Below are 24,209 nucleotides of genomic sequence, written 5' to 3'. Positions count from 1 at the left end.
CGAATTCACGATCCATAAAAAGATACGTCCGCGATGGTGAAGGTGCATACCTACCTGAACGGCGAGTTTCTCAATACCTATTGGGCAGATGGCCTTATTGTGGCCACGCCTACCGGCTCTACCGGTTACTCGCTCAGTTGCGGCGGCCCTATTGTGTTTCCCGAGGCGAGTAACTTTGTAATTACCCCGGTTGCCCCGCACAACCTGAATGTTCGTCCGCTCGTTATTCCGGACGACCAGTACTTTCTTTTGAAATTGAAGGCCGGAGCGACCAGTTTATCTGCACGCTGGACTCACGGATGGAGATTATCGATAACCGTGTGCAACTGGCCGTGAAAAAGGAGGCTTTCCCCATGAAGCTGCTGCGGATGAACGAGGCCAACTTCCTGCATACCCTGCGCAATAAATTGCTTTGGGGTATCGATACCCGTAACCGCGGGAAGTAAACGCCGCTTTGTTCCATACCAAAAAGCTGTATTTTACGTTTTTAGTCTTGTTTATGCGTCATCCAATCAACTATTTGCAGTGTTTAAAGGCCTTTGGGCTGGGCATCGCTTTTTTGTGCCTCACGGGAGCAACTGCCAGCGCGCAGAAAGAATTGCAATATACCGGGGAGCTGGGCTTTACAGCCGGCGGCGCCCACTATTTCGGGGACCTCAACACCCGGTATGCACTCAATGCCATTAAGCCGACCGTAGGTATCTACTACCGCAAATACTTCAACGATTATGTAGGCGCCAGGGCGCACTTCCGCTTTTCGCAACTGGGCTACTCCGACGTGTACAATACCAACGAATTCCAGAAAAGCCGCAACCTGAGTTTTAATTCGGACATCTACGAACTGGCTTTACAGGGCGACTTTAACTTTTTCCGTTTTGAACCCGGGAGCGAGGAATACCGCTTTACCCCCTATTTTACAGGCGGTATGTCGATTTTTCACTTTAACCCGTACGCCATGTACCAGGGGCAGAAGTATTTCCTGGAACCGATGCGTACCGAAGGCCGGGGACTGGCAGCGTACCCGGACCGTAAAACATACAGCCTGATCAACTATGCGTGGCTGATCGGCGGCGGCGTAAAATACAGCATCAACAGCCGCATGAACCTGGGCGTGGAAGTATTGTACCGCTTCACCGGCACCGATTACCTGGATGATGTGAGCACCACTTACATCGGCGTGGATAACTTCCCCCTGGGGCCCGACGGGCAGCCGACGATGGCGGCGATCTTACAGGACCGTTCCTCGGCCGTTGGTCAAACGATCGGGGTAGCCGGCAGGCAGCGTGGAAATAGCCGCGACAGGGATCATTTTGCCTCGGTTGAAATTACTTTTGGCATCCTCTTCACTTCCTATAAATGCAAATTCTGATAGGCCCATCCACTGGGCCTTTGCGCATTATGTAGATAAAGTTTTTTTAACGTTTTAGCGGCTTTCCGTTAAAACTACGTTAAAACAACCTGCCTCTCTTGGCGGGTAGCTCCATAAGGGTATTTTTGTATCTTTGCACACTTTTAGTAAATCTGTATTAACACGCCTACATACATGAGTTTGAAGGATCAATTAGACCTGCAGCGTATGCCGCGTCACATCGCCGTCATTATGGACGGCAACGGCCGATGGGCTAAAGAACGCGGACAGGACCGGTTGTATGGGCATCACGAGGGAGTGGAAAGTGTGCGGAATATCGTAGAAGCCTGTGCAGAATTAGGGGTAGGATATCTTACCTTATATGCTTTTTCTACCGAGAACTGGGACCGCCCGGCTTATGAAGTGAATGGCATCATGGAACTGCTCGTCAGCACTATCCGCAAGGAGGTGGCCACGCTTTCCAAAAATAACATCCGGTTGCACGTAATCGGTGATATGGAAATGCTACCTGGCAATGCACGCCTGGAGATGGAGGAGGCCATGACGATTACAGAGAACAATACCGGGTTAAACCTGGTAATGGCGCTTAGCTACAGCTCCCGGTGGGAAATTGTACGCGCGGCCCGCAACATCGCGAAAGATACCCGCGATGGCAAATTACAACCTGAGGACGTAACACCAGAGGTCTGGGAAAAATACCTGTGCACCGCAAAATCCCGGACCCCGAATTAATGATAAGGACAAGTGGAGAATGCCGTATCAGTAACTTCTTACTTTACCAGTTGGCTTACGCAGAGCTGTATTTCACCAATACGCGCTGGCCGGACTTTAGAAAAGAGAACCTATACGAAGCCATCTTAAATTTTCAAACCAGAGAACGTCGTTTTGGCAAAACAAGCGACCAAATACAGCAGAATGAAGAAATTGTTTCCTAAAAGCTTACTGGCCATAGTGTTATGTTGCAGTGCAGGAATGAGTGTGTCTGCCCAGCAGAAAGACACCCTCCCAACCAAACAACCAGAAGCCGTGCCACTGGACCTGGACAATCCACAACAGTACGAAATAGCCGACATCGCCATTTCCGGCACGCAATTCCTGGACAAACAGCTGCTCATCTCGCTGTCTGGCCTCAATGTGGGCGACAAAGTGATCCTGCCGGGTGATCACTTTCGAAAACAATTGCTACCCTCTGGTCGCAGCGCTTCTTCTCCAACATTGCCATCTACATTACTAAAATAGAAGCCAATAAAATCTGGCTCGAAATAGAACTGACCGAAAAGCCCCGTATGAGTACCGGGAGTTCATCGGCATCAAAAAGTCTGAAAAGGATGAACTGGTTACCAAAATCGGCCTCCGTAAAGGAAGCGTGGTAACCGAAGCACTCAAGCAGAACGCCGTTACCCAGATACATAACTACTATGCGGACAAAGGTTTCCGTAACGTAGTAACCCGGGTAGAGGAGCAAAACGATCCCCGCCAGCAGAACAGCGCAAAAGTGCTCTTCTACGTGAGCAAAGGTGGTAAAGTGCGGGTGAACTCCATCAACTTCGTGGGTAACTACAACCTGGCAGACAATAAACTGAAAAAGAAAATGAAGGGTACCAAGGAGATGAGCCGGCTCACCCTGCACCCCGATGATAAAACAGTATATGTTGACAGCGTAAAAGAGAAATCCGACTACTGGAAAGAAATGGGTTTCCTTTCTGCCACCCGCACCCCGGAGGCGCTGGACCCTTACTTCCGCTTTCACGTATTCGCCAACTCGAAGTTCAACGACGGTAAATATTTTGAAGATAAAGAAAAGCTGATCGCGTACTACAATGCCCAGGGTTACCGCGATGCGGTGATCGTACGCGATACTACTTATCCTTCCTACCGCAATAACCTCAACATCGATATTGAGGTGGAAGAAGGTAAAAATACTACTTCGGTAACATTGGCTGGAAAGGTAATACCGTGTACAGCGACTCCGTTCTGGCACGCATCCTCGCAATCAAAAAAGGCGACGTATATAACCCGGAACTGCTCGAAAAACGCCTCGGTAAACAAATGAGCCCCGAAGGCGGCGACATCACCGGGTACTACATGGACTTCGGTTACCTGTTCTTCCGTATTGACCCGGTTGAAATCGGCATCCGCGGCGATACCATCGACTACGAGATCCGTATGGTGGAAGGACCGAAAGCGACGATCAACGCCATTACCCTGGCAGGTAACGAAAAAACGAACGATCACGTGGTGATCCGCGAGCTGCGCACCTTCCCCGGTGACGACTTCAGCCGCGCAAACCTGATCCGTTCTCAACGTGAGATCTCTACCCTTGGCTTCTTCGATCCTGAGAAAATCGGTATTACGCCGGTGCCGGACGCAAGCCGTGGTACAGTGGATATTGATTACACCGTAGTAGAAAGAGCCAACGACCAGTTGGAGCTGTCTGCAGGATGGGGTGGTTACATCGGTTTGACCGGTACCACAGGTGTTACCTTCAATAACTTCTCTATTAAAAACATCTTCAGAAAAGAAACCTGGGATCCTTTACCGAGCGGCGACGGCCAGAAACTGTCTGTTCGCATCTCCTCCAATGGTAAAGCATACCGTTCCTATAACTTCTCGTTCACAGAACCCTGGCTGGGCGGCAAAAACGTAACCCGTTCTCTGTAAGCTTCTACAGTACTTACCAGAACCCGAACGCGTACGCCGAGTATTATGGTCAGACCGTTACCAACGCGGGTGCTTACTTCCGTGTAATGGGCGGTTCTATCTCGCTGGGTAAACAGCTGAAATGGCCGGATGACTATTTCTCCCTGATGTATTCCATCAACTACCAGCGTTATAAACTGAACAAATTCAACTACTTTAACATTTCTGGCTTCGACAGCGGTATTTCGAACAACCTTAGCTTCCGCCTGACATTGGCGCGTTCTTCGGTTGACCAGCAGATTTTCCCGCGCAGTGGTTCCAGCTTCATGTTGTATGGTCAGTTTACACCGCCGTACTCTACGTTCAACCCGGAAAGGAATTACAAGGCCGAACCGGTACAGGACCAGTTTAAATTTATCGAGTACCAGAAATATCGCTTTAACGCGGAATGGTATGTGCCTTTGACCAAACCGGTTGGCAGCGACAACAAATCGCTGGTACTGAAAGTAGCGACCAAGTTTGGTTACATCGGCAGCTACAACGACCGCACAACACTTTCGCCGTTCGGACGTTTTGAACTGGGTGGTGATGGTTTGAGTAACTTCGCGGTATATGACCGTGATATCATTTCGCAGCGTGGTTATCCTTTGTACTACACCTCCAACCCGAAACTGAACCCGGAAAGCGGTCAGCCGATAGGTTACCAGGGCTTTACCATCTTCAACAAATATGTGATGGAAGTACGTTATCCGTTCAGCCTGAACCCGAGCTCCACGATCTTTGGTCTGGCGTTCCCGGAGGCAGCCAATGGTTACCGCGACTTTAAAGACTATAACCCGTTCCGCCTGCGCAGGTCTGTAGGTTTGGGCGCACGCTTCTACCTGCCGATGTTCGGCCTGTTAGGTTTCGATTACGGTATTGGTCTTGACAGGTTGAAACCGGGCGGTGGTTTGAAAGATGCAGCTAAATTTACCTTCATGCTGGGCTTCGAACCGGAATAACAGAGATGGACGAAAAAGGGAATGCTGATTTTTTCAAATTATTATATATTGCAAATCCCGGCCAGACAGACGACAGGCGCGCGAGAACAGCTTAGGGCATGGTATTTGCAATTTCGACCCTCAAATAACGTAAAATGAAAAAACTACTTATCACAGCTGCCATATTGCTGACCACTGTAATTGGCGCAACAGCGCAGCGTTACTGTGTGATAGATACGAAATACATCCTTGAAAGTATCCCCGATTACAAGGAAGCGCAAACAAAACTGGACGCCATTGCAGATCAGTGGCAGAAAGAGATAGATGCGAAGTTCCGGGACGTAGATAAGATGTACAAATCTTACCAGGCCGAGCAGGTGATGCTGACAGAGGAGCTGAAACGCAAAAGGGAAGATGAAATAGTGGCAAGGGAAAAAGACGCGAAGGAGTTGCAGAAAAAACGTTTTGGTTACGAGGGTGATCTCTTTAAGAAAAGAGAAGAACTGGTAAAACCGATCCAGGACAGGATTTACAATGCCGTACAAAAGATGGCGGCTTCCGGGATGTACGACTTCGTACTGGATAAATCGGCCGGGATAACCGTTATTTTCTCTGATCCGAAACTGGACAAAAGCGAGGATATATTGAAGACCCTTGGCGTAAAAAAGTAACCTTATAAACCAATTTTTATCTAAAACAACAACTAAGTGAACATCATGAAGAAGTACGTAATTATTGCACTGGTTGCGTTTTCCGCTATGGTCAGCGTAAAAGCGTCGGCGCAAAGCAAAATCGCGCATATCAATGCGTCGGAGTTGCTGCAGCTGATGCCGGAGGCGAAGGGCGCATCGGAACAGCTGGAGCAATTTGCAGCAGGGCTGGACAAAGAACAGCGCGCGCTGGTGGAAGAGTATAACAAACAGATGTCTGCCTTCGACTCAACCGCGGCTAAACTCACCGAAGCCACCAAACAGGCGAAGATCAAAGAAATTCAGTCTACTCAGGCCAGAATCCGAGAATTCAATGCCGGTGCAGACCAGAAAATCAACACTAAAAAACAGGAATTATTAAAACCGGTTCTTGATAAAGCCAGGAAAGCGATCGACGACGTGGCGAAAGAAAAGGGTTACGGTTATGTAATCGATAACTCAGAAGGCATTTTGCTGGTTTACCCGGCAGCAGACGACCTGATGGCGCCTGTTAAAGCAAAACTCGGAATTAAATAATCAACCTATACCAAAAAACTTTATACCATGAAGAAATATATAGTGATCCTGGCTGTAGCCGTTGCAGGTCTGTTCAGCATCAACGCAAGCGCTCAATCTAAAGTAGCACACATCAACTCCCAGCAGCTGGTAGAAGCCATGCCGGAAGCTAAAACAGCCCAGACTAAAATCCAGGCTTATGCTGACACGCTGGACCGTGACTTCAAATCGATGCAGGACGAACTGCAGACGCAGGCAAAAGAGCTGGACACCAAAGCTCCTACGATGAGCCCGAACATGATCGAAATGAAGCAAAAACAACTGCAGGACATGCAGCGTAACATACAGGCTTTCCAGCAGAGCGCTTCTCAGCAGATCGAAATGAAACAATCTCAGCTGATGAAACCAGTTATCGATAAAGCTAAAAAAGCGATCGAAGACGTTGCGAAAGAAAAAGGTTACACCTACGTAATCGACACTTACCAGGGTACTTTACTCGTTACCCCCGCTGGCGACGACATCCTGGCACTGGTAAAAACGAAACTGGGTATCAAATAATTACCGCTCCGGCGGAGGAAAAAGGGAAACGGCCCCGGTTCGTTTCCCTTTTTCATTTTTTAAGGCAAAGGGCATTGATATTTCGAATAATTTCTCCTACCTTTGCCTTCCGTTTTAAAACGGGGTGATAGTATCCTGTCCGGTTGGATGGGTTAATTAGTACAGGAAAAAAACAAAAAATTTAAGATGAAACGTACTTTTCAACCGCATAATAGACGCAGAAAGAGCGTTCACGGTTTCAGAAAGAGAATGGAAACTGCTAACGGCCGTAAAGTATTGGCGTCTCGCAGGGCTAAAGGTAGAAAGAAACTGACAGTTTCCGACGAGCGCAAGCTGAAGTAATCTATTTGAGATAAATACCACTGTATCATAAGAACTTATTCTTTTAACAAGGAAGAAAGGTTAAAGAGCAGGAAACTGATTGAAACGCTTTTTCGAAACGGAAAAGCGTTTTCTGTTTTTCCATACCGCGTGATTTATATGCCCACGCAGCTGCCTGTAAACAAGTACCCCGTACAGGCAGGCTTTACCGTGTCCAGCCGCAATTTTCCCCATGCGGTAGACCGTAACCGCATTAAACGCCTGAGCCGCGAATGTTACCGCATGCAAAAGCAGGCGCTGTACGACGCCGTTAAAGCCCGGGATAAACAGGTAGCCGTCTTTTTCATCTATACCGATAAAAAAATAGCCGACCTGGCCACCCTGCGCCATAAATTTTCGGTAATTTTAAATCGCTTGCAGAAAGAAATTGCGGCCGACGGAAAGTAATTCCCCGGCCTTTACCAACTAATGATCCGGACTATGAGGCGTTTCCTGATTTTGCTGAGTTACCCGTTTATTTTTCTCATCAAAATATACCAATGGGGCATTTCCCCGTTATTAGGGGCAAACAAATGCCGCTACACGCCCACCTGTTCGCAGTACGGCCTGGAGGCATTCCGGAAATATGGTATTTTTAAAGGAGCTTATCTTACTATTCGCCGCATCCTCTCGTGCAATCCCTGGGGCGGCCATGGTTACGATCCCGTTCCTTGATTTTGAAATCGTTATACATAAATTACACCTATGAGGAAGCTCCATAAACGCGTCGCTATCACCCTCCTGGTCGTGAGTATCGGCATTACCGCCTTCTCCGATAACGACAAATACTTCCAGATCGCTAAAAACCTCGATATTTTCGCGGCTTTCTACCGCGAGCTGAATACGTACTACGTAGATGACCTGCCGGCCGAAAAACTCATGCAAAGAGGCATAGAGGCCATGTTGGAGGAAACGGACCCGTACACCGATTTCGTTTCCGAAGAAAACCTGGACGACCTGAAGTTCATGGCTACCGGCAAATACGGCGGCGTAGGCATCTCCATCTTTACCCGGGGCGACTCTACCGCCATTACCGATGTGTACGAGGGCAGTCCGATGCACCGCGCAGGCATCCACGCCGGCGACGTGATCCTTTCCCTCGACGGGAAAAGCGTCAAAGGCTGGGAGCAGGAAAACATCAGCCGCATCCTGAAAGGCGCGGCGGGTACACCCCTGGAAATGACCGTACGTCATCCGCTGACCAATACGCAGAAAACGGTGAAAATTAACCGGGAAGAAATTGCGGTACGCCCGGTGAGCTTCTCCGGGATCGTAAAACCCGGTATCGGTTATATCAAGATGACACAGTTCACGGAGAACAGCGGTCACCTCGTACAGGAAGCCTTCGAAAAATTAAAGCAGAACAACCCAACGATGAAAGGCGTGATCCTGGATCTGCGCGGCAATCCCGGCGGCCTGCTGGAGGAAGCCGTAGCGGTGTCGAATATCTTCATCGATAAAAATAAACTGATCGTCAGCACCAAAGGCAAGGTAAAAAGCTGGGACCGCGAATACCGCACCACGCAGGCGCCTTCCGACATACAACTGCCCCTGGTAGTACTCACCAGCCGCACCTCCGCTTCGGCTTCCGAAATAGTGGCCGGCGCCGTGCAGGACCTGGACCGCGGCGTAGTGGTAGGACAGCGTTCCTACGGAAAAGGCCTGGTGCAAACCACGCGCCCGCTGCCTTACAACGCTAAGCTGAAAGTGACCACTGCGAAGTATTATACGCCCAGCGGACGTTGTATCCAGGCGATTGATTACTCGCATCGCAACGAGGACGGTGAGGCGGAATTTGTGCCGGACAGTCTCCGTAAAGCCTTTGCCACCGTGGCTGGTCGACCGGTGAAAGACGGTGGTGGCATTGAACCCGATGACAAAACAGAAGCTGAAACCATTAGCCAGGTAGCGATTACGCTGCTCCGTAAACAGTACATCTTCGATTATGCGACGCAGTACTATTATGCGCATCCAAAAACGCCCGCCATCAGTGAGTTTAAGCTCACCGAAGCCGAGTTCGACGATTTTGTACGTTACCTCGATGGCAAGGACTACAGCTATAAAACCCGCAGTGAAGAAGCATTAGAGAACTTCAGCAACACGGCCCGTAAAGAGAAATACTACGATGCCGTATCCAAAGAGTTTGATGCGCTGCAGGCGAAAATGAAACACGATAAAAAGCAGGACCTGCTCAAGAATAAAACCGAGATCCGCCAGTTGCTGGAGGAGGAAATCATGAATCGCTATTACCTCCAGAGAGGCCGTATTGAAACGGGCCTGGCCTGGGATAACGATGTGCTGGAAGCGGTGTCGTTGCTGCAACAGCCGGCGAAATACCATGCGTTGCTGACGTTGGCAAAGAAGTAAATTATACACTTTATGGAAGCCCTGCATCTGAGGATGCGGGGCTTTTTTTTATGCCGCTCCGGCGGCTCCGTTTAGGGGCTATCTCCCCTCCCGCACGTAATTAAATTATGATTTACAGAACGTTTGCGGTAATTTAAACCCTACGTCATGAACCATTACTCACGAAAAAGCTAACGAATTATGTCTATGAACTCCGAAGGGAACTCACGCCGCGGCTTTATTACCAAACTAGCCAAAAGCATGGTGGGCGCTACTTTGCTCCCGAACATCATTACAGCGGCCGACAGGCAGCGCAACCTCATGCTGCTGTCGCGCGAAAAAGGACACTATAGTCCGAACGATAACATCCAGATTGCGCTGATCGGCGCCGGTGGTATGGGTACTGCCGATGCTAATACGGCTATTACCGTACCCGGCGTAAAACTCGTCGCCGCCTGCGACCTGTATGACGGCCGCCTGGCGGATGCGAAAAAAAAATACGGTGCAGACATTTACACCACCCGCGACTACCGCGAAATCCTTGAGCGTAAAGACATCGACGCGGTGATTATTGCTACACCTGACCACTGGCACAAAGACATTTCTGTTGCGGCCATGAACAAAGGCAAATCCGTGTATTGCGAAAAGCCGATGGTGCATGACGTGAGCGAAGGTCCTGCCGTTGTGGAAGCACAAAACAAAAACAAAGTAGTATTCCAGGTAGGCAGCCGGGGCGTAAGCTCACTGGGTAACGAAAAAGCCCGTCAGCTGCTGAAAGAAGGCGCCATAGGACAATTAAACTATGCAGAAGGCTTCTGGGCGCGTATGTCGCCCTTCGGCGCATGGCAATACCCTATTCCTGCAGATGCTTCAGAAAAAACAGTAGGCTGGGATACTTATCTTTCTAATACCACTAAACGTAAGTTTGATCCATTGCGCTTTTTCCGCTGGCGTAACTACCGCGATTATGGTACCGGCGTATCCGGCGACCTGTTCGTACACCTGTTTTCCAGCCTGCACCTGGTAACCGGTTCTATGGGCCCGGAAAAGATCATGGCAACGGGCGGTCTGCGTTACTGGAAAGATGGCCGCGAAGTACCGGACATTATGCTTGGTATGTTCGACTATCCTGAAACCAATATCCATCCTGCCTTTAACCTGTCGCTGCGCGTAAACTTCGTGGACGGTACCGGTGGTACCAACTACCTGCGTATGGTGGGCAGTGAAGGTTCTATGACGGTAGAGTGGGATAAAGTAACGCTGTATCGCAATAAAACATATGCCGCATCGGACGATCCGTTGCTACAAACGAAACAGGGCCAGCAAAATGGCAAACAGTACGTGTACGAACGCAAACAGATGCTGGACCCCGACAAGCTGGAATATGCTGCGGAAGAAGGTTACAAAGGCGCGCACTTCGATCACTTCTACAACCTGTTTAACGCGATGCGTACAGGCGGCAAAGTGAGCGAAGATGCACTGTTTGGCTACCGTGCAGCTGCTCCTGCACTGCTGTGTAACGACAGTTACTTCTCCAACAAAATCATTTATTGGGATCCGAAAAACCTGAAAACCGTATCAAAATAAAATATGAAACAGATTGTAATCGCGGCAGCAGCCGTAACATTTATGGCCTGCGGTAATGCCGGCAACACCAATAACAAAGATTCCGTGACCACTACGGGTGACACCACCGCTACAACGGCGCCTTCGGCAGACAATACCCTTACGGCCGACGAAACTGCGCAGGGCTGGAAGCTGCTGTTTAACGGCAGCTCGCTTGACGGATGGCGGGTGTATAAAGACCGTACTTCCAATACCTGGTCGGCCGATAGCGGCACGATGCACTGCAAAGGCAGCAGCACCGATAAAAGCGATCTGCGTGGCGACCTGATCACCACCGGCGAGTACGGCAACTTTGAATTTGAAGCAGACTGGAAACTGGCGCCACAGGGCAACAGCGGCATATTGTACCTCGTTACCGAGGAGTTTGACGCGCCCTACCTGAGCGGCCCCGAGTACCAGATCATCGACGATAACAACTTCCCGGAGAAGCTGGAAGACTGGCAGAAAACGGGCGCTAACTACGCCATGAACCCGCCGCTGGTAATGGCTGCGAAGCCCATCGGCGAATGGAACCACACTAAAATTGTCGTGAACAAAGGGCATGTGGAGCATTGGCTAAACGGGCAGAAAACCGCTGAAACCGAGATGTGGAGCGATGATTGGAACAAGGCGAAAGCTACGGGCAAATGGAAGGATGCGAAGGGATACGGTATGGCCAAGAAAGGGCACATTGCCTTACAGGACCACGGCAGCGAAATCTGGTTCAAAAATGTAAAAATAAAAGAACTGTAGTAGCAGCATAAAAAAGGGAGAAGCACATCGCTTCTCCCTTTCTTTCAAATAAGATGAGCCTTATTTAGCAGCGTCGAAACGTTTTGCAATTTCATCCCATTTTACCAGGTTCCAGAAAGCGGTCAGGTATTCGGCGCGACGGTTCTGGTATTTCAGGTAATAAGCATGTTCCCAAACGTCCACGCCCAACAGCGGAGTGCCTTTTACTTCGGCAACATCCATCATCAGGTTGTCCTGGTTAGGCGTAGAGCTGATTTCCAGTTTGCCGTCTTTCGCCAGCAACCATGCCCAGCCAGAACCGAAACGGGTCATGCCGGCAGCGTTAAATTTCTCTTTGAACGCGTCGAAAGAACCGAAAGCACTGTTGATAGCGTCGGCCAGTTTGCCGGAGGGAGCGCCGCCTGCATTAGGTGCGAGGCTGGTCCAGAAGAAGCTGTGGTTCCAGTGACCGCCGCCGTTGTTACGTACAGCAGGGCTGATTTTACCAGCATTAGCCACCAGTTCTTCCAGCGATTTATTTTCATTTTCGGTACCCGCCACCGCTTTATTCAGGTTATCTACATAAGCCTGATGGTGCTTGCCATGGTGGATTTCCATTGTTTGTTTATCAAAGTGCGGCTCCAGCGCATCGAAAGCATACGGTAAGCTTGGGAGTGTAAATGCCATGATCCAATTTTTATTGGTTAAATAATAATCGATTAAGTCTTAAAAGTCATCAAATTTAGTACCTAATAGCATAAATGACAAAAGGTTTAACGCATCGTAAGCATTTTTGTATTAAATTAGTAAATATGTAACCCCTCTGTTAACGTCCGAAATCAGAACAGCAAGAAGGAGGGACCCCTATACGAGGAGTGAGACTGGCTCGCATTACATTAGTGTTATATTTACATATAAGTGTTACAACGGTTAAATTACTTTTTACTATATTCGTATAGTCGTAAACCGTTAGTTTCACTATTGTTTGTTTAAAAGATAAAATATGCAGGACCAGGGGCACAGCACACCGCGACTCTCCAGATGCGCAGCTATCGGAGAATGCTCGACTAGGCAGCCAGTTACAGCAGTATCAATCCATTGTTCAGCAGATGCCTGCAATGGTGTATATTTCGAATATTGACCAGCAGTCTGTTACGTGGTGTAACAAAACGATGGAAGACACAATCGGTTACAGCCTCGATGAAATCAAATCATTAGGCCCCAGTTTTTTCCCCAGTATTATGCACCCCGACGATGCTATGATCACTGCCGTTTCCATCCAGTCTTTCCGGGAAAATAAAAACCTGTTCGGAGGTGTATTGCGTGTTAAAAAGAAAGACACCGATTATTGGTTTTGGGTGGTAGGTCTCGGCCAGCCATACACTTTCGATGAACAGGGCAACGTGGTAGACGTCATCTGCACCTTCCTTGATTTTTCGCTGGCAACTGATACCAGCAGCCAGATCAGCGAAGCCTTGCGGGATGTACTGCGGCGTCGCAACGAAGACGTAATTAATAAATTGACGAACAGGGAAAAGGTAATTTTTACCCTGGCCGCGCAAGGCTTCAACAATAAAGAGATAGCGGAAAAATTAAGCCTGAGCCGCTATACGGTAGAGACACACCGGAAAAATATAAGGTTAAAACTAAAGGTGAGAAATACATCAGAACTGGTGGCCCTGGCCAAACAAACAGGTATCCAGTAATAGCCTCAATTGCCCCTTAATCAATATTTTTGTATTATTTTTTTAACATAAAGCTCCCGTAAACGCAACCTGACATTGGATTTGAAGGCCGATATTATTTATATTTTTCTTAACATAAAGCCCTGAAAAATACCCAAGCTTGGGTATTTCCTGGCGTGTTAATCTCAAGTAATTTAGTACGCGATATTGAGGAGTTCATTTTAGATAGCTTAGTAATAACTTTACTTATCACTATGATAACCGACGAACAAGCCTATTTTATCCTGGATCTCGAAGAAAATGCCACATCCGAAGAGATTATAGCAAGATATGAGGCCTTAAAAGACCAGTACAAAAAAATCAAGGAAGAAACGGAGGATTTGAAGACCCGCCTGGCTTATCAATTAAAACAGATCGAGTTAGACGATGCATTCATATACTTAAGAAAATGCCAGAAGATACAGTAGTACAGCAGTACTGCTTTGCCATTAAAGAGACCGGACTTTCATTCATTGTTTGTTAACCCAACAAACTTGTTTGAAGTCCGGCACATGGCAACCGATGTAAGCGCCCCATCCCCCGCAAAACCCCTGTTTACCGATTTGACAGATTGTGATTGATTTTATATTACATTTATACTGTAGTTAAAATCATCTCAAGCTATGGATAATATCCTGTTACCTGTCATTATCGCCCTGGTTGTGCTCATCTTGTTTACCTGCTTCGTAACGGTGCAGCAGGGAACCATTGGCGTTACGACCATTTTTGGTAAGTATAACCGCATCCTGTTCCCCGGGTTGAATTTTAAGATTCCCCTCATCGAAAAGGTATTTAAGCGCATCTCGATCCAGAACCGCTCCGTTGAACTGGAGTTCCGGCCATTACCGTGGACCAGGCGAACGTGTATTTTAAAGCCATGTTGCTGTATTCTGTACTGAACCAGGAGGAACAAACGATTAAAAACGTGGCCTTCAAGTTCATGGACGAGCGCAGTTTCATGCAGGCCCTGGTGCGTACCATCGAAGGGTCTATCCGTGGTTTTGTGGCCACTAAAAGGCAGAGCGAAGTCCCGGGCCTGCGCCGCGATATTACCGAGCACGTAAAGGAACAGATCGACCAGATACTGGAAGAGTGGGGCTTTCACCTGCAGGACCTCCAGATGAACGATATTACTTTTGATGATGCGATCATCCGCTCCATGGCGCAGGTGGTGGCCTCTAACAACCTGAAAGCCGCGGCCGAAAACGAAGGCCAGGCGCTGCTTATCACTAAAACCAAGGCGGCCGAAGCAGATGGTAACGCGATCAAAATCGCCGCGGAAGCAGAAAGGCAGGCGGCGCAGCTGCGGGGGCAGGGTGTAGCACTGTTCCGCGAAGAAGTGGCCAAAGGTATGTCTATGGCGGCGAAAGAAATGCAGCAGGCCAACCTCGACACGTCGGTGATCCTCTTTTCTATGTGGACCGAAGCCATTAAACACTTCTCGGAAAACTCCAAAGGCAACGTGATCTTCCTCGATGGTTCGTCCGAAGGCATGGACAAAACGATGAAGCAGTTAATGAGTCTGAATAAGTTGATGGAAAACAAACAAATGGCATAAACAAAAAGGACCGGCAAGCGCCGGTCCTTTTTGTTTTATCTTTTGGCCGCGAAGAAATCCTTCACCAGTTTTAAGCAATCGTCTGCCATCAACCCGTATTCAATTTTTGTTTTGGGATGAAAGGGCGATTTGTCTCCCGTTACCCGCCGGTAGCCATTTTTATCGTCCTGCGCACCATACACCACGCGGCCGATTTTGCTCCAGTATAATGCGCCGGAGCACATCACGCAGGGTTCCAGCGTTACATAAATGGTGGCTTCCATCAGGTATTTACTGCCAAGGGTATTGAACGCAGCTGTGATGGCGATCATTTCCGCATGCGCGGTACAATCGTTCAAACGCTCTACCTGGTTGTGCCCGCGCCCGATGATCTGCCCGTTCATGACTACTACGGCGCCAATGGGCACTTCGCCATCTTCGCCCGCCAGGCGCGCTTCTTTCAGCGCCTGCTGCATATAATGTTCGTCGCTCAGTTGCATCAGCTTTCTACCAGTTTAATGAACTCGTCTTCCGTTAATATTTTGATGGAGGTGATCTTTTTCGCTTTCTCCAGTTTGCTGCCGGCATCTTCGCCTACTACGAGGTAATTAAGTTTGCTGCTTACGCCGCTCAATAATTTACCACCGTGCTGTTCCACCATGGCTTCAGCATCGCTGCGTTTCAGTTTAGCGAGGGTGCCGGTGAACAGGAAGGTTTGTCCGCTTAGGGTGCCTTCGGCAGACAGGCTGCCCTGCGTATTTTGCAGGTTTACCCCGAGACTGCGCAGTTTCTCTAACATCTGCACGTTGCCCTCATCGCTGAAAAACTGGCGGATAGAGCCCGCTACTTTGGGTCCGATATCTTCCAGCGCCAGCAGCTGTTCTTCGGTATAATCTTTCAGGTCGATAAGATCTTTTACCGCATGGGCCAGTGTTTTAGCAGTGGTTTCGCCGACGTAACGAATGCCCAGCCCGAATATTAAGCGGTGGAGCGGTTGTGTTTTAGAGTTTTCTATCGCGGTTTTAAGATTGGTGATGGATTTTGCGCCGAAGCCTTCCATCTGCTCAATCTGGGAGAAGTCCATTTCATATACCCCCGGCACATCTTTAAGGATGCCGAGGCCGTAGAATTTACGCACGTTGCTTTCGCCGAAGCTGCGGATGTCCATGGCATCTTTGCTCACGAAGTGAATGATGCGCTCCACCACCTGTGCTTCGCAGTTGATGTTGTTGCAGCGCCAAACGCTTTCACCTTCGGGCTTATACAGTTCGTGTGAACAAACGGGGCAGGTTTTCGGGAAGATGATATCCTTTTCGGAGCCATTGCGCAAATCGGCCATGGACTTCACGATGTAAGGGATCACATCGCCGGCGCGCTCTACAAGAACAGTGTCCCCTATTTTTAAATCCTTTTCGCGGATTACATCTTCGTTAAAGAGCGACATGGAACCTACCATCACCCCACCGATGGGAACGGGATCGATTTTGGCCACCGGAGTAATGCTGCCGGTGCGCCCCACCTGGAACTCTACGTTGCGCAGTTTGCTGGTCGCCTGCCTGGCTTTGAACTTAAACGCCATGGCCCAGCGGGGGTGGTGGGTGGTCATCCCCATCTTATCCTGCAACTCATAATTATTTACTTTGATCACCATGCCGTCGATCTCATACGGCAGTTCGTCACGGCGCGCTTCAAATTCATGCACGTAATCGATTACTGCTTTCACGCCTTTGACCACGATCTTCTCTTTCGCCGGACTGCGGAAACCGAGCGTGTACAGCAGGTCCAGCGTTCCGCTATGCGTTTGCAGAATTTCGGGTTCGGTTTGACCGTCCAACATCACATGGTAACTCATGTGATACAGAAACGCTTCCAGCCCGCGTTTGGCCACTTCGTTCGGATCTACCATGCGCAGCGAGCCCGAGGCCGCGTTGCGCGGATTGGCCAGTGGCGGCAGGTTTTCGGCAATGCGCTGGTCGTTGAATTTCTTAAAGGTGTTTTTGTTGATGAGCACCTCGCCCCTGATCTCTATCTGCTGGATGCCGTAGCTCGAAAACGGCGCCGACAAGGGGATCGTACGGATCTGGCGGATGTTGGTGGTAATATCGTCGCCCGCTACGCCATCGCCGCGGGTAGCGCCACGCGTGAGCAGGTCGTTTTCGTAAATCAGTGAAATACTCGCCCCGTCGAACTTCGGCTCGATGCAATACTCGATCTCAGAGAGGCCGGTCAGCTCGCGGGTTTTACGGTCCCAATCGGTGAGATCGTCTTCATTGTACGAGTTCTCGAGGCTCAGCATCGGAACCAGGTGCTGTACCGTTGGGAAGTTTTTCGACAATCCCTGTGCCACGCGGGCAGTGGGTGAGTCGGCCGTTACCAGCTCCGGGTAAGTCCTTTCAAGCTTTTTCAACCAGGCGAACAGCTGGTCGTATTCAAAGTCGGACAACACGGGATCGTCCTGGATGTAGTAGCGGTAGTCGTTATAGCGGATCACGCGGCGTAGTTCCTCCACGGTGTCCGTGGCGCTCTTGTTGATCAGTCCCTCTTCGGGTAACAGGCTAAGCAGCTCTTTTGCCTGCTGCACTAAATTTATTTCCGTTTCTTTCGTGTACATAGATGAGATCTGTGGCGTAAATTTAAACTTTACATTAGTTATCGCCCTAAAATTATGTTATGACGCAACGCCTCTGCCCGCTGTTATGCTGCCTGATATTCGCCGCCTGCCAATCCAAACCCAAAGTAGATCTGCTGCTGCACAACGCTGTCGTTTACACCGTTAACGATTCATTTGCGGTGGCCGAAGCCCGGCTGTCAACGATGGGCACATCGTGGCGGTGGGCAAAAGTGCCGACCTGATAAAGCATTACGACGCCTTTGAAACAAAAGATGCCGGCGGAAAGTTCGTGTACCCGGGCTTTATCGATGCGCATTCGCACTTTACCGGTTACGCGCTGAGCCTGCAGCAGGTACAGCTGCAAGGTACCGGCAGCTGGCAGGAGGTGGTGAACAAAGTGATCGCGTTCGCCGCCGCCAACCCAAACTCCCGGATAACGGGCCGTGGCTGGGACCAGAACGACTGGGCCGTCAAAAACTTTCCCGATAAAGCGAAGCTGGACAGCGCCTTTCCCAACACGCCGGTAATACTTTCGCGCATTGACGGGCATGCCGCGATTGCGAACCAGGCAGCGCTGGACGCAGCGGATGTAAAAGCGGGACAAACGTTGCAGGGCGGCATCATCGAAACCAAAGCAGGCAAACTAACGGGAATACTCGTGGATAATGCGGTTGACCTGGTATGGGCAAAAATTCCGACGCCGACGATTGAACAATACGAAAAAGCTGGCGGCAGGCCGAACAGAACTGCTTCGCAGCGGGACTTACCGGCGTATCCGATTGCGGCCTGGAATTGCGTGAAGCCCTGCTGCTCGACAGCCTGCAACGTGCCGCTAAACTGTTTCTTCCCGTATACGTCATGCTCAGTGATAACGATCACAACTGGAGCTGGCTGAAAAAGCGGGGCGTGTACAAAACCGATCGCATCAACATCGGCGGTATGAAGTATTATGCGGATGGTGCGCTCGGTTCCCGTGGCGCCTGCCTGTTGCACGACTATGCCGATAAAGCGGGCTGGAAGGGATTTCTCTTGAAAGATAAAGACTACTTCGCGGAGAAGGCCGCCGAGATGGCCAACACCAAAATACAGATGTGCACCCATGCCATTGGCGATTCTGCCAACCGCGAAATACTCCGCATTTATGCGCAGGTACTGAAAGGCAAAAACGATAAACGCTGGCGTATAGAACACGCGCAAGTGGTAGACAGTGCCGACTTCGGCATGTTCGGCAATTGCAGTGTGGTGCCTTCGGTGCAACCCACGCATGCCACATCCGATATGTATTGGGCAGGCGACAGGCTGGGATCTGTACGGGTGAAAACAGCTTATGCCTATCAACAACTACTGGAGCAAAATGGCTGGCTGCCGCTGGGCACAGATTTCCCGGTGGAAGATATCAGCCCCTTGAAGACCTTTTTAGCCGCCGTGGGACGTGTGGATGCGAATAATTATCCCGGGGCGGCTTTCAGCCGGAAAACGCCCTTTCGCGCGAGCAGGCATTGCGGGGCATGACCGTATGGGCGGCGAAGGCTGCGTTTGAAGAGTCGGAGAAAGGCAGCCTGGAAAACGGCAAGCGGGCCGACTTTATCATATTAGACCACGACCTGATGCGGGTGCCGGTGATGGACATATTGAAAGTGCGTGTATTAAGCACATTTGTGGCCGGGAAAAAGTATTTGGGACAAACGAATAAGTGTAAAAATGTCCCCCTTTTGTCTGTGAAAAATTAATTACCTTTTGTTTGTTATTGTTATTGCCCCGGATGGAGATTATCCGTTGAACATTCCACGATTATGAACACATACACCGCAGAAAATCCCCCAAAGGGGAGCTACGAGAGCACTTTAAAATGGCGGTTTCCGTTGACTGCGTGATTTTTGGTTGGGAGGATGAAACGCTGAAAGTATTATTGTTACCATCATTGGAGCCAGAGCACCAGGGTTGCTGGATGTTGCCCGGCGACACGGTAATGCCCGCAGAAACGCTGGAAGCGGCTGCCTGGCGGGTGTTAAGTCCACATGAAGGATTGAGCGGCCTGGACCTGGAGCAGGTGCACGCCTTTGGTACCATGCACCGTTCGCCGGTAGGCAGCCTCGTATCTGTAGCTTATTACAGTCTCGTCAACGCCGCGCACGCCCCATTCGACAATCCGCTCAGGTGGTTTCCGCTGAAGCGCCTGCCGCCGTTATTGCCTTATCATAAAGACATTCTGGATGCCTGTTACCGGCGCCTGCAGCACAAGGTGATCGACCGTCCCATTGGTATGGACCTGCTGCCCGATAAGTTCTCCCTGCGCACATTGCAGCACCTTTACGAAACCATTTTGGACGTAAAACTCGACCGCCGCAACTTCCGGAAGAAGTTCTTCAACATGGATATCCTTATCGACTTAAACGAAGAAGAAGACAGCGTTCCACACCGACCCGCCCGCCTCTATCGGTTCGATGCCGGGAAGTACGATCAAAGGACAAAAAGACCCTCGGTTTTTAATAAGTGTAATCAAAACACCCTAAAAAGGGCCTTCCGTTTAGTCTGGTTGAACGAAAAATCACCCAAAATGCCTTTTTTGTCCTAATGTTTTTTTAACATTTATGATAAAGATGCATCATTGCCTTTTTTCCTTTAAAACGCTTTACTGTATTGAGAATTCTGAAATATACCGGGTGCTATGAAAGTATCAGTTGAGATGATTTTTATAGAATTTTCAGTAATTATTGAAAAAAGTTTGACGGTATGGAAAAAAGAATTAAGATTGTGTTAAATATACGCACACACAAATACGGCGGATATTTTCGACCAGCAGAAGACAGTAGTAGTAGCGGCAAATCAAGTAACCAGAATTTAAATTGCTAGAAGGTACGTTAACATATAGCATATAAAAACAAGCTTTTTATATCAGCACATTACTTTTATAAATTCCACTTTATTTCTTTTAAGTTATTGTAAGTTCCACGTTGTGAAATTTGAGTTTCACTAATTTTCATTACTGCTTTCTATTTGTATGATCCCCTGCGTTTTTGTCAACGCAGGGGATTTTTGTTTGTGCCTGTTCAGCGGTTACCGTGAAATTTTTTGATTTGTCCAACAATGCTTCCGGTGACTTCAATCTATTCTAAATCTGCGCCTTAATTGCATTTATACCCGCACAGGAGCTTATTTTCGTAACTTGCAATGTTGCGAAACACGTTATTATGTCATATACACCAATCAATAAAGTTCGTATTGTAACAGCGGCCTCTCTTTTCGACGGGCACGATGCGGCGATTAACATCATGCGGCGCATTATGCAGTCGAAGGGCGCGGAGGTAATTCACCTCGGGCATAACCGCTCCGCAGCGGAAATCGTGGACTGTGCCATCCAGGAAGATGCGCAGGGGATTGCGGTCACTTCTTACCAGGGCGGACACGTGGAGTTTTTTAAATACATGTATGATTTGCTGCAGCAGAAAGGCTGCGGACATATTAAGATATTCGGTGGCGGCGGCGGTACCATTCTGCCAACGGAAATTGAAGAAATGCATGCCTATGGCATTTCCCGCATTTATTCACCGGACGATGGACGGCAGATGGGGCTGGAAGGCATGATCGAGGACCTGATCAAACAGTGCGACTTTTTGTTGCCTGCCATAAACCGCAACATTGAAACGGCTGATGCGCCGCTGATCGCGCGGGCTATTACGCAGGCTGAACATGGCCAGCGTATTCCGCAATTACAGCAAAAACTGGCAGCTGCGGGTGTAGAGGAAGAGGAAGCGGAAAATGCGCACCCGGTAGCGGTATTGGGTATTACCGGCACCGGCGGCGCCGGTAAAAGTAGTGTGACCGATGAACTGGTGCGGCGCTTCTTATATCATTACGATGATAAAACCATCGCGGTTATTTCTGTTGATCCATCGAAGAAAAAAACCGGCGGCGCTTTGCTGGGCGACCGTATCCGCATGAACAGCATTCATCATCCGCGTGCTTATATGCGCTCACTGGCCACCCGCGAAAGCGATAAGGCGATCAGCGAACATATACAGGAGGCGATCGACATCTGCAAACTGGCGGGCTTCGATTTTATTATCCTGGAAACATCGGGCATCGGGCAGAGCGATACCGCGATCGTTGACTATTGTGATTTGTCGTTGTACGTAATGACGCCTGAATACGGCGCCGCATCGCAGCTCGAGAAAATCAACATGCTGGATTATGCCGATGTGATTACCATCAACAAATTTGATAAAGCCGGCGCGCTGGATGCCCTTCACGACGTGCGCAAACAATATAAACGCAACCACAGCCTGTGGAACGCGAAAGACGATGAACTGCCCGTTGTAGGCACCATTGCCTCAAAATTCAATAACGCCGGTTGCAACCGCCTGTTCGACATTTTGATGAAAGTGGTGGAAGATAAATGTGGCCTCCGTTTCTCCGATGCCCACAAAGAAGGCACGGGGAGCGGCAACCTGGAAGATGCGATCATTCCCCCTTCTCGGGTGCGTTATCTCGCCGAAATTGTAAGTACGATCGAAGATTACGGCAAGTGGGTGAAAGAACAATGCGCCATCGCAAGCCAGTGGTATAAAACGGAAGGCGTGCTGGCCCTGCCGGAAATGCAGGATAACGAAGCATTGAAAGCCGTGAACGCACATCTGCAGGAACAATTGAATCCTGAATGTAAAAACTGATTACCGGTTGGGATGAACTCGTGCAAAAGTATACGGCCGATCATTACGCCTTCCAGGTAAGGGATAAGGTGATCAAGCTGCCGTTGTTCACTACCAGCCTGTCGCAGTCGCGCATACCGAAATTGAGTTTGCCTAAGTTTTCTGATTGGGGAGATATTTTACGCTGGCAGCTCACCGAAAACCTGCCCGGCGAATTCCCTTACGCAGCAGGTGTGTTTCCGCTTAAACGCGAAGGCGAAGACCCTACGCGTATGTTTGCGGGCGAAGGTGGCCCGGAGCGTACAAATAAACGTTTTCACTACGTATCGGTGGAGCAACCGGCGAAACGGTTGTCTACTGCATTTGACAGCGTTACCCTGTACGGCGAGGACCCCGCAGAGCGCCCGGATATTTACGGCAAGATCGGCAACTCCGGCGTGAGCATCGCAACGGTAGATGATGCCAAGAAGCTGTACAGCGGCTTCGATCTCTGCGATCCGAAAACCTCGGTATCCATGACGATTAACGGTCCCGCCCCGATACTGCTCGCCTTTTTCATGAATGCCGCTATTGACCAGCAATGCGAGCAGTACATCGAAAAAGAAGGATTGCAGGAAAAGGTGCGCGGCATCCTTGAACATAAATTTAAAGACCATCCGTTGCCGGTGTATAATGGCGACCTGCCGCACGGCAACAATGGTTTAGGCCTTGCGCTGCTGGGTGTTTCGGGCAGTGATGTGCTGGAACCGGAAGTGTACGAAAGGATAAAAGCGCATGCGCTCAGCACCGTGCGCGGTACGGTGCAGGCAGATATTCTGAAAGAAGACCAGGCGCAGAATACCTGCATCTTTTCCACGGAGTTTGCCTTGAAGCTGATGGGCGATGTGCAGGAATTTTTCATCCACCAGAAAGTAAGAAACTTTTACTCGGTGAGTATTTCAGGCTACCACATCGCGGAAGCCGGCGCCAATCCCATCACACAACTGGCGTTTACCCTCGCGAACGGCTTTACATACGTGGAATATTACCTGAGCCGCGGTATGAATATCGATGACTTTGCACCGAATCTGTCGTTCTTTTTCAGCAACGGCATGGACCCGGAATATGCGGTGATCGGCCGTGTGGCGCGCAGGATCTGGGCAAAAGCCATCAAGTATAAATACAAAGGCAACGATCGTTCGCAGAAGCTGAAGTACCACATTCAGACTTCCGGCCGCAGCCTGCACACAGGAAATTGACTTTAATGATATCCGCACCACGTTGCAGGCGCTGTACGCGATTTATGATAACTGCAACTCGCTGCACACGAACGCTTACGACGAGGCTATTACTACGCCCACGGAAGAAAGCGTACGCCGCGCGATGGCGATCCAGCTGATCATCAATCGCGAGCTGGGTACTGCTAAAAACGAGAACCCGAACCAGGGCAGCTTCTTCCTCGAAGAACTGACCGACCTGGTGGAAGAGGCCGTGATGCTGGAGTTTAACCGTATCACTGAACGTGGCGGCGTGCTGGGCTCCATGGAACGCATGTACCAGCGCAACAAGATCCGGGAAGAAAGTCTGTACTACGAATCGCTGAAACACACCGGCGAATACCCGATCATCGGCGTAAATACTTTCCTGAATAAAAACGGTTCGCCGACCATTATTCCGGCGGAAGTGATCCGTTCGACCACGGAGGAAAAAGAGTTCCAGATCCATGCGGGCGATGCGTTCAAAGCACGTCATGCAGACAAGAGCGCGATGATGCTAAAACGCTTGCAGGAAGCGGCGATCCGTAACGAGAACTTGTTCGCGGAGTTGATGGAAACCGTGAAGTATTGTACGCTGGGACAGATCACGCATGCGCTGTATGAAGTGGGCGGAAAGTACCGGAGGAATATGTAATTT

General features: G+C 49.6%; 25 protein-coding genes and 3 pseudogenes. 25 read left to right on the top strand and 3 right to left on the bottom strand.

The features are described 5' to 3' along the window. Positions 1 to 33: 33 nt before the first annotated feature. From MKQ70_RS25385 to MKQ70_RS25305, 16 genes and pseudogenes are all read left to right on the top strand, one after another. Entirely contained in the window at positions 34 to 336 is a 303-nt protein-coding gene (locus tag MKQ70_RS25385; RefSeq protein WP_248075233.1) for a diacylglycerol kinase catalytic domain-containing protein, read from the top strand. A gap of 163 nt (positions 337 to 499) precedes the next feature. Then, positions 500 to 1,369 carry a DUF6089 family protein gene (locus MKQ70_RS25380; RefSeq protein WP_248075230.1) on the top strand — a complete coding sequence of 290 codons (870 nt, stop codon included), beginning with the start codon at positions 500 to 502 and terminating at the stop codon, positions 1,367 to 1,369. Between the two features lie 174 nt (positions 1,370 to 1,543). Continuing rightward, positions 1,544 to 2,304 (top strand): annotated as a pseudogene (gene uppS, locus MKQ70_RS25375) (undecaprenyl pyrophosphate synthase). After that, positions 2,285 to 2,608 (top strand): hypothetical protein, encoded by a 324-nt coding sequence (locus MKQ70_RS25365; protein ID WP_248075226.1) that lies wholly within the window; start codon positions 2,285 to 2,287, stop codon positions 2,606 to 2,608. Before uppS ends, MKQ70_RS25365 begins: the two are co-directional and overlap by 20 nt. A 13-nt stretch (positions 2,609 to 2,621) precedes the next feature. Further along, the gene (locus MKQ70_RS25360) at positions 2,622 to 3,422 is read left to right on the top strand and encodes a POTRA domain-containing protein (protein WP_308199538.1); all 801 of its coding nucleotides are present in this window, start codon (positions 2,622 to 2,624) and stop codon (positions 3,420 to 3,422) included. Then, complete coding sequence (locus MKQ70_RS25355) at positions 3,326 to 4,030, top strand: POTRA domain-containing protein (protein WP_248075224.1); 705 nt, start codon at positions 3,326 to 3,328, stop codon at positions 4,028 to 4,030. The genes MKQ70_RS25360 and MKQ70_RS25355 overlap by 97 nt, the downstream gene beginning before the upstream one ends. Then, on the top strand, positions 3,994 to 5,010 hold the full coding sequence (locus MKQ70_RS25350; protein WP_248081643.1) for a BamA/TamA family outer membrane protein: 1,017 nt from the start codon (positions 3,994 to 3,996) through the stop codon (positions 5,008 to 5,010). Before MKQ70_RS25355 ends, MKQ70_RS25350 begins: the two co-directional genes overlap by 37 nt. A gap of 134 nt (positions 5,011 to 5,144) precedes the next feature. Further along, positions 5,145 to 5,660, top strand: a complete 516-nt coding sequence (locus MKQ70_RS25345; protein ID WP_248075222.1) for an OmpH/Skp family outer membrane protein — start codon at positions 5,145 to 5,147, stop codon at positions 5,658 to 5,660. 45 nt (positions 5,661 to 5,705) lie between these two features. Further along, positions 5,706 to 6,215: an OmpH/Skp family outer membrane protein gene (locus MKQ70_RS25340; protein WP_248075220.1), complete on the top strand. Its 510-nt coding sequence runs from the start codon at positions 5,706 to 5,708 to the stop codon at positions 6,213 to 6,215. Between the two features lie 27 nt (positions 6,216 to 6,242). Next, on the top strand, positions 6,243 to 6,752 hold the full coding sequence (locus tag MKQ70_RS25335) for an OmpH/Skp family outer membrane protein (RefSeq protein ID WP_248075218.1): 510 nt from the start codon (positions 6,243 to 6,245) through the stop codon (positions 6,750 to 6,752). Positions 6,753 to 6,938: 186 nt separating this feature from the next. Then, positions 6,939 to 7,094 (top strand): 50S ribosomal protein L34, encoded by a 156-nt coding sequence (rpmH, locus tag MKQ70_RS25330; protein ID WP_012788729.1) that lies wholly within the window; start codon positions 6,939 to 6,941, stop codon positions 7,092 to 7,094. Positions 7,095 to 7,118: 24 nt separating this feature from the next. Then, positions 7,119 to 7,520 carry a ribonuclease P protein component gene (locus MKQ70_RS25325; RefSeq protein WP_308199536.1) on the top strand — a complete coding sequence of 134 codons (402 nt, stop codon included), beginning with the start codon at positions 7,119 to 7,121 and terminating at the stop codon, positions 7,518 to 7,520. 33 nt (positions 7,521 to 7,553) lie between these two features. Further along, positions 7,554 to 7,787: a membrane protein insertion efficiency factor YidD gene (gene yidD, locus MKQ70_RS25320; RefSeq protein WP_248075216.1), complete on the top strand. Its 234-nt coding sequence runs from the start codon at positions 7,554 to 7,556 to the stop codon at positions 7,785 to 7,787. A gap of 30 nt (positions 7,788 to 7,817) precedes the next feature. Beyond that, a complete protein-coding gene (locus MKQ70_RS25315) occupies positions 7,818 to 9,479 on the top strand; it encodes a S41 family peptidase (protein ID WP_248075214.1) in 1,662 nt (553 codons plus the stop codon). Between the two features lie 180 nt (positions 9,480 to 9,659). Further along, positions 9,660 to 11,045, top strand: a complete 1,386-nt coding sequence (locus MKQ70_RS25310; protein ID WP_248075212.1) for a Gfo/Idh/MocA family protein — start codon at positions 9,660 to 9,662, stop codon at positions 11,043 to 11,045. A gap of 3 nt (positions 11,046 to 11,048) precedes the next feature. Continuing rightward, complete coding sequence (locus MKQ70_RS25305) at positions 11,049 to 11,816, top strand: 3-keto-disaccharide hydrolase (RefSeq protein ID WP_248075210.1); 768 nt, start codon at positions 11,049 to 11,051, stop codon at positions 11,814 to 11,816. 60 nt (positions 11,817 to 11,876) lie between these two features. On the opposite strand, the gene MKQ70_RS25300 is transcribed toward MKQ70_RS25305, so the two are convergent. Then, positions 11,877 to 12,482, bottom strand: a complete 606-nt coding sequence (locus MKQ70_RS25300) for a superoxide dismutase (protein ID WP_248075208.1) — start codon at positions 12,480 to 12,482, stop codon at positions 11,877 to 11,879. 293 nt (positions 12,483 to 12,775) lie between these two features. On the opposite strand from MKQ70_RS25300, the gene MKQ70_RS41500 reads away from it, so the two are divergent. The 3 genes and pseudogenes from MKQ70_RS41500 (at position 12,776) to MKQ70_RS25285 (ending at position 15,077) form a co-directional block, all read left to right on the top strand. Next, positions 12,776 to 13,501, top strand: coding sequence for a LuxR C-terminal-related transcriptional regulator (locus MKQ70_RS41500; protein ID WP_308199535.1), 726 nt, complete (start codon positions 12,776 to 12,778; stop codon positions 13,499 to 13,501). 233 nt (positions 13,502 to 13,734) lie between these two features. Further along, positions 13,735 to 13,947, top strand: coding sequence for a hypothetical protein (locus MKQ70_RS25290; protein WP_248075204.1), 213 nt, complete (start codon positions 13,735 to 13,737; stop codon positions 13,945 to 13,947). A 195-nt stretch (positions 13,948 to 14,142) separates the two neighbouring features. Next, positions 14,143 to 15,077: pseudogene (locus MKQ70_RS25285) on the top strand (SPFH domain-containing protein). Positions 15,078 to 15,112: 35 nt separating this feature from the next. Here MKQ70_RS25285 and MKQ70_RS25280 read toward each other — a convergent pair. Both MKQ70_RS25280 and ligA read right to left on the bottom strand, forming a co-directional pair. Next, positions 15,113 to 15,556 carry a nucleoside deaminase gene (locus MKQ70_RS25280; protein WP_308199170.1) on the bottom strand — a complete coding sequence of 148 codons (444 nt, stop codon included), beginning with the start codon at positions 15,554 to 15,556 and terminating at the stop codon, positions 15,113 to 15,115. Beyond that, entirely contained in the window at positions 15,556 to 17,667 is a 2,112-nt protein-coding gene (gene ligA / locus MKQ70_RS25275) for an NAD-dependent DNA ligase LigA (RefSeq protein ID WP_248075202.1), read from the bottom strand. Before ligA ends, MKQ70_RS25280 begins: the two co-directional genes overlap by 1 nt. 59 nt (positions 17,668 to 17,726) lie before the next feature. Here ligA and MKQ70_RS25270 point away from each other — a divergent pair, with 59 nt between their 5' ends. The 6 genes and pseudogenes from MKQ70_RS25270 to MKQ70_RS42685 all read left to right on the top strand — a co-directional run bounded on the left by MKQ70_RS25270 (position 17,727) and on the right by MKQ70_RS42685 (position 24,206). Continuing rightward, a complete protein-coding gene (locus MKQ70_RS25270) occupies positions 17,727 to 17,909 on the top strand; it encodes a hypothetical protein (protein ID WP_248075200.1) in 183 nt (60 codons plus the stop codon). Next, a complete protein-coding gene (locus MKQ70_RS39490; RefSeq protein ID WP_308199169.1) occupies positions 17,882 to 18,562 on the top strand; it encodes an amidohydrolase family protein in 681 nt (226 codons plus the stop codon). Before MKQ70_RS25270 ends, MKQ70_RS39490 begins: the two co-directional genes overlap by 28 nt. After that, the gene (locus MKQ70_RS39485) at positions 18,460 to 19,179 is read left to right on the top strand and encodes an amidohydrolase family protein (RefSeq protein WP_282456704.1); all 720 of its coding nucleotides are present in this window, start codon (positions 18,460 to 18,462) and stop codon (positions 19,177 to 19,179) included. The genes MKQ70_RS39490 and MKQ70_RS39485 overlap by 103 nt, the downstream gene beginning before the upstream one ends. Continuing rightward, on the top strand, positions 19,176 to 19,397 hold the full coding sequence (locus MKQ70_RS39480) for an amidohydrolase family protein (RefSeq protein ID WP_282456703.1): 222 nt from the start codon (positions 19,176 to 19,178) through the stop codon (positions 19,395 to 19,397). Before MKQ70_RS39485 ends, MKQ70_RS39480 begins: the two co-directional genes overlap by 4 nt. Before the next feature lie 119 nt (positions 19,398 to 19,516). Continuing rightward, positions 19,517 to 20,242, top strand: coding sequence for an NUDIX hydrolase (locus MKQ70_RS25260; protein WP_248075198.1), 726 nt, complete (start codon positions 19,517 to 19,519; stop codon positions 20,240 to 20,242). 616 nt (positions 20,243 to 20,858) lie between these two features. Next, positions 20,859 to 24,206: pseudogene (locus MKQ70_RS42685) on the top strand (methylmalonyl-CoA mutase family protein). Positions 24,207 to 24,209 lie beyond the last annotated feature (3 nt).

Source organism: Chitinophaga sedimenti (assembly GCF_023156195.1).
Lineage (GTDB): Bacteria > Bacteroidota > Bacteroidia > Chitinophagales > Chitinophagaceae > Chitinophaga > Chitinophaga sedimenti.
This window is presented reverse-complemented; position numbering and strand designations above follow the sequence as displayed.

What these genes read in the sequence shown, in the direction of transcription:
- MKQ70_RS25385 (WP_248075233.1), top strand. Translation starts at nt 34, where the DNA reads ATGGTGAAGGTGCATACCTACCTGAACGGCGAGTTTCTCAATACCTAT.
- MKQ70_RS25380 (WP_248075230.1), top strand. Translation starts at nt 500, where the DNA reads ATGCGTCATCCAATCAACTATTTGCAGTGTTTAAAGGCCTTTGGGCTG.
- MKQ70_RS25365 (WP_248075226.1), top strand. Translation starts at nt 2,285, where the DNA reads ATGAAGAAATTGTTTCCTAAAAGCTTACTGGCCATAGTGTTATGTTGC.
- MKQ70_RS25345 (WP_248075222.1), top strand. Translation starts at nt 5,145, where the DNA reads ATGAAAAAACTACTTATCACAGCTGCCATATTGCTGACCACTGTAATT.
- MKQ70_RS25340 (WP_248075220.1), top strand. Translation starts at nt 5,706, where the DNA reads ATGAAGAAGTACGTAATTATTGCACTGGTTGCGTTTTCCGCTATGGTC.
- MKQ70_RS25335 (WP_248075218.1), top strand. Translation starts at nt 6,243, where the DNA reads ATGAAGAAATATATAGTGATCCTGGCTGTAGCCGTTGCAGGTCTGTTC.
- rpmH (WP_012788729.1), top strand. Translation starts at nt 6,939, where the DNA reads ATGAAACGTACTTTTCAACCGCATAATAGACGCAGAAAGAGCGTTCAC.
- yidD (WP_248075216.1), top strand. Translation starts at nt 7,554, where the DNA reads ATGAGGCGTTTCCTGATTTTGCTGAGTTACCCGTTTATTTTTCTCATC.
- MKQ70_RS25315 (WP_248075214.1), top strand. Translation starts at nt 7,818, where the DNA reads ATGAGGAAGCTCCATAAACGCGTCGCTATCACCCTCCTGGTCGTGAGT.
- MKQ70_RS25310 (WP_248075212.1), top strand. Translation starts at nt 9,660, where the DNA reads ATGTCTATGAACTCCGAAGGGAACTCACGCCGCGGCTTTATTACCAAA.
- MKQ70_RS25305 (WP_248075210.1), top strand. Translation starts at nt 11,049, where the DNA reads ATGAAACAGATTGTAATCGCGGCAGCAGCCGTAACATTTATGGCCTGC.
- MKQ70_RS25300 (WP_248075208.1), bottom strand. Translation starts at nt 12,482, where the DNA reads ATGGCATTTACACTCCCAAGCTTACCGTATGCTTTCGATGCGCTGGAG.
- MKQ70_RS25290 (WP_248075204.1), top strand. Translation starts at nt 13,735, where the DNA reads ATGATAACCGACGAACAAGCCTATTTTATCCTGGATCTCGAAGAAAAT.
- MKQ70_RS25280 (WP_308199170.1), bottom strand. Translation starts at nt 15,556, where the DNA reads ATGCAACTGAGCGACGAACATTATATGCAGCAGGCGCTGAAAGAAGCG.
- ligA (WP_248075202.1), bottom strand. Translation starts at nt 17,667, where the DNA reads ATGTACACGAAAGAAACGGAAATAAATTTAGTGCAGCAGGCAAAAGAG.
- MKQ70_RS25270 (WP_248075200.1), top strand. Translation starts at nt 17,727, where the DNA reads ATGACGCAACGCCTCTGCCCGCTGTTATGCTGCCTGATATTCGCCGCC.
- MKQ70_RS39480 (WP_282456703.1), top strand. Translation starts at nt 19,176, where the DNA reads ATGACCGTATGGGCGGCGAAGGCTGCGTTTGAAGAGTCGGAGAAAGGC.
- MKQ70_RS25260 (WP_248075198.1), top strand. Translation starts at nt 19,517, where the DNA reads ATGGCGGTTTCCGTTGACTGCGTGATTTTTGGTTGGGAGGATGAAACG.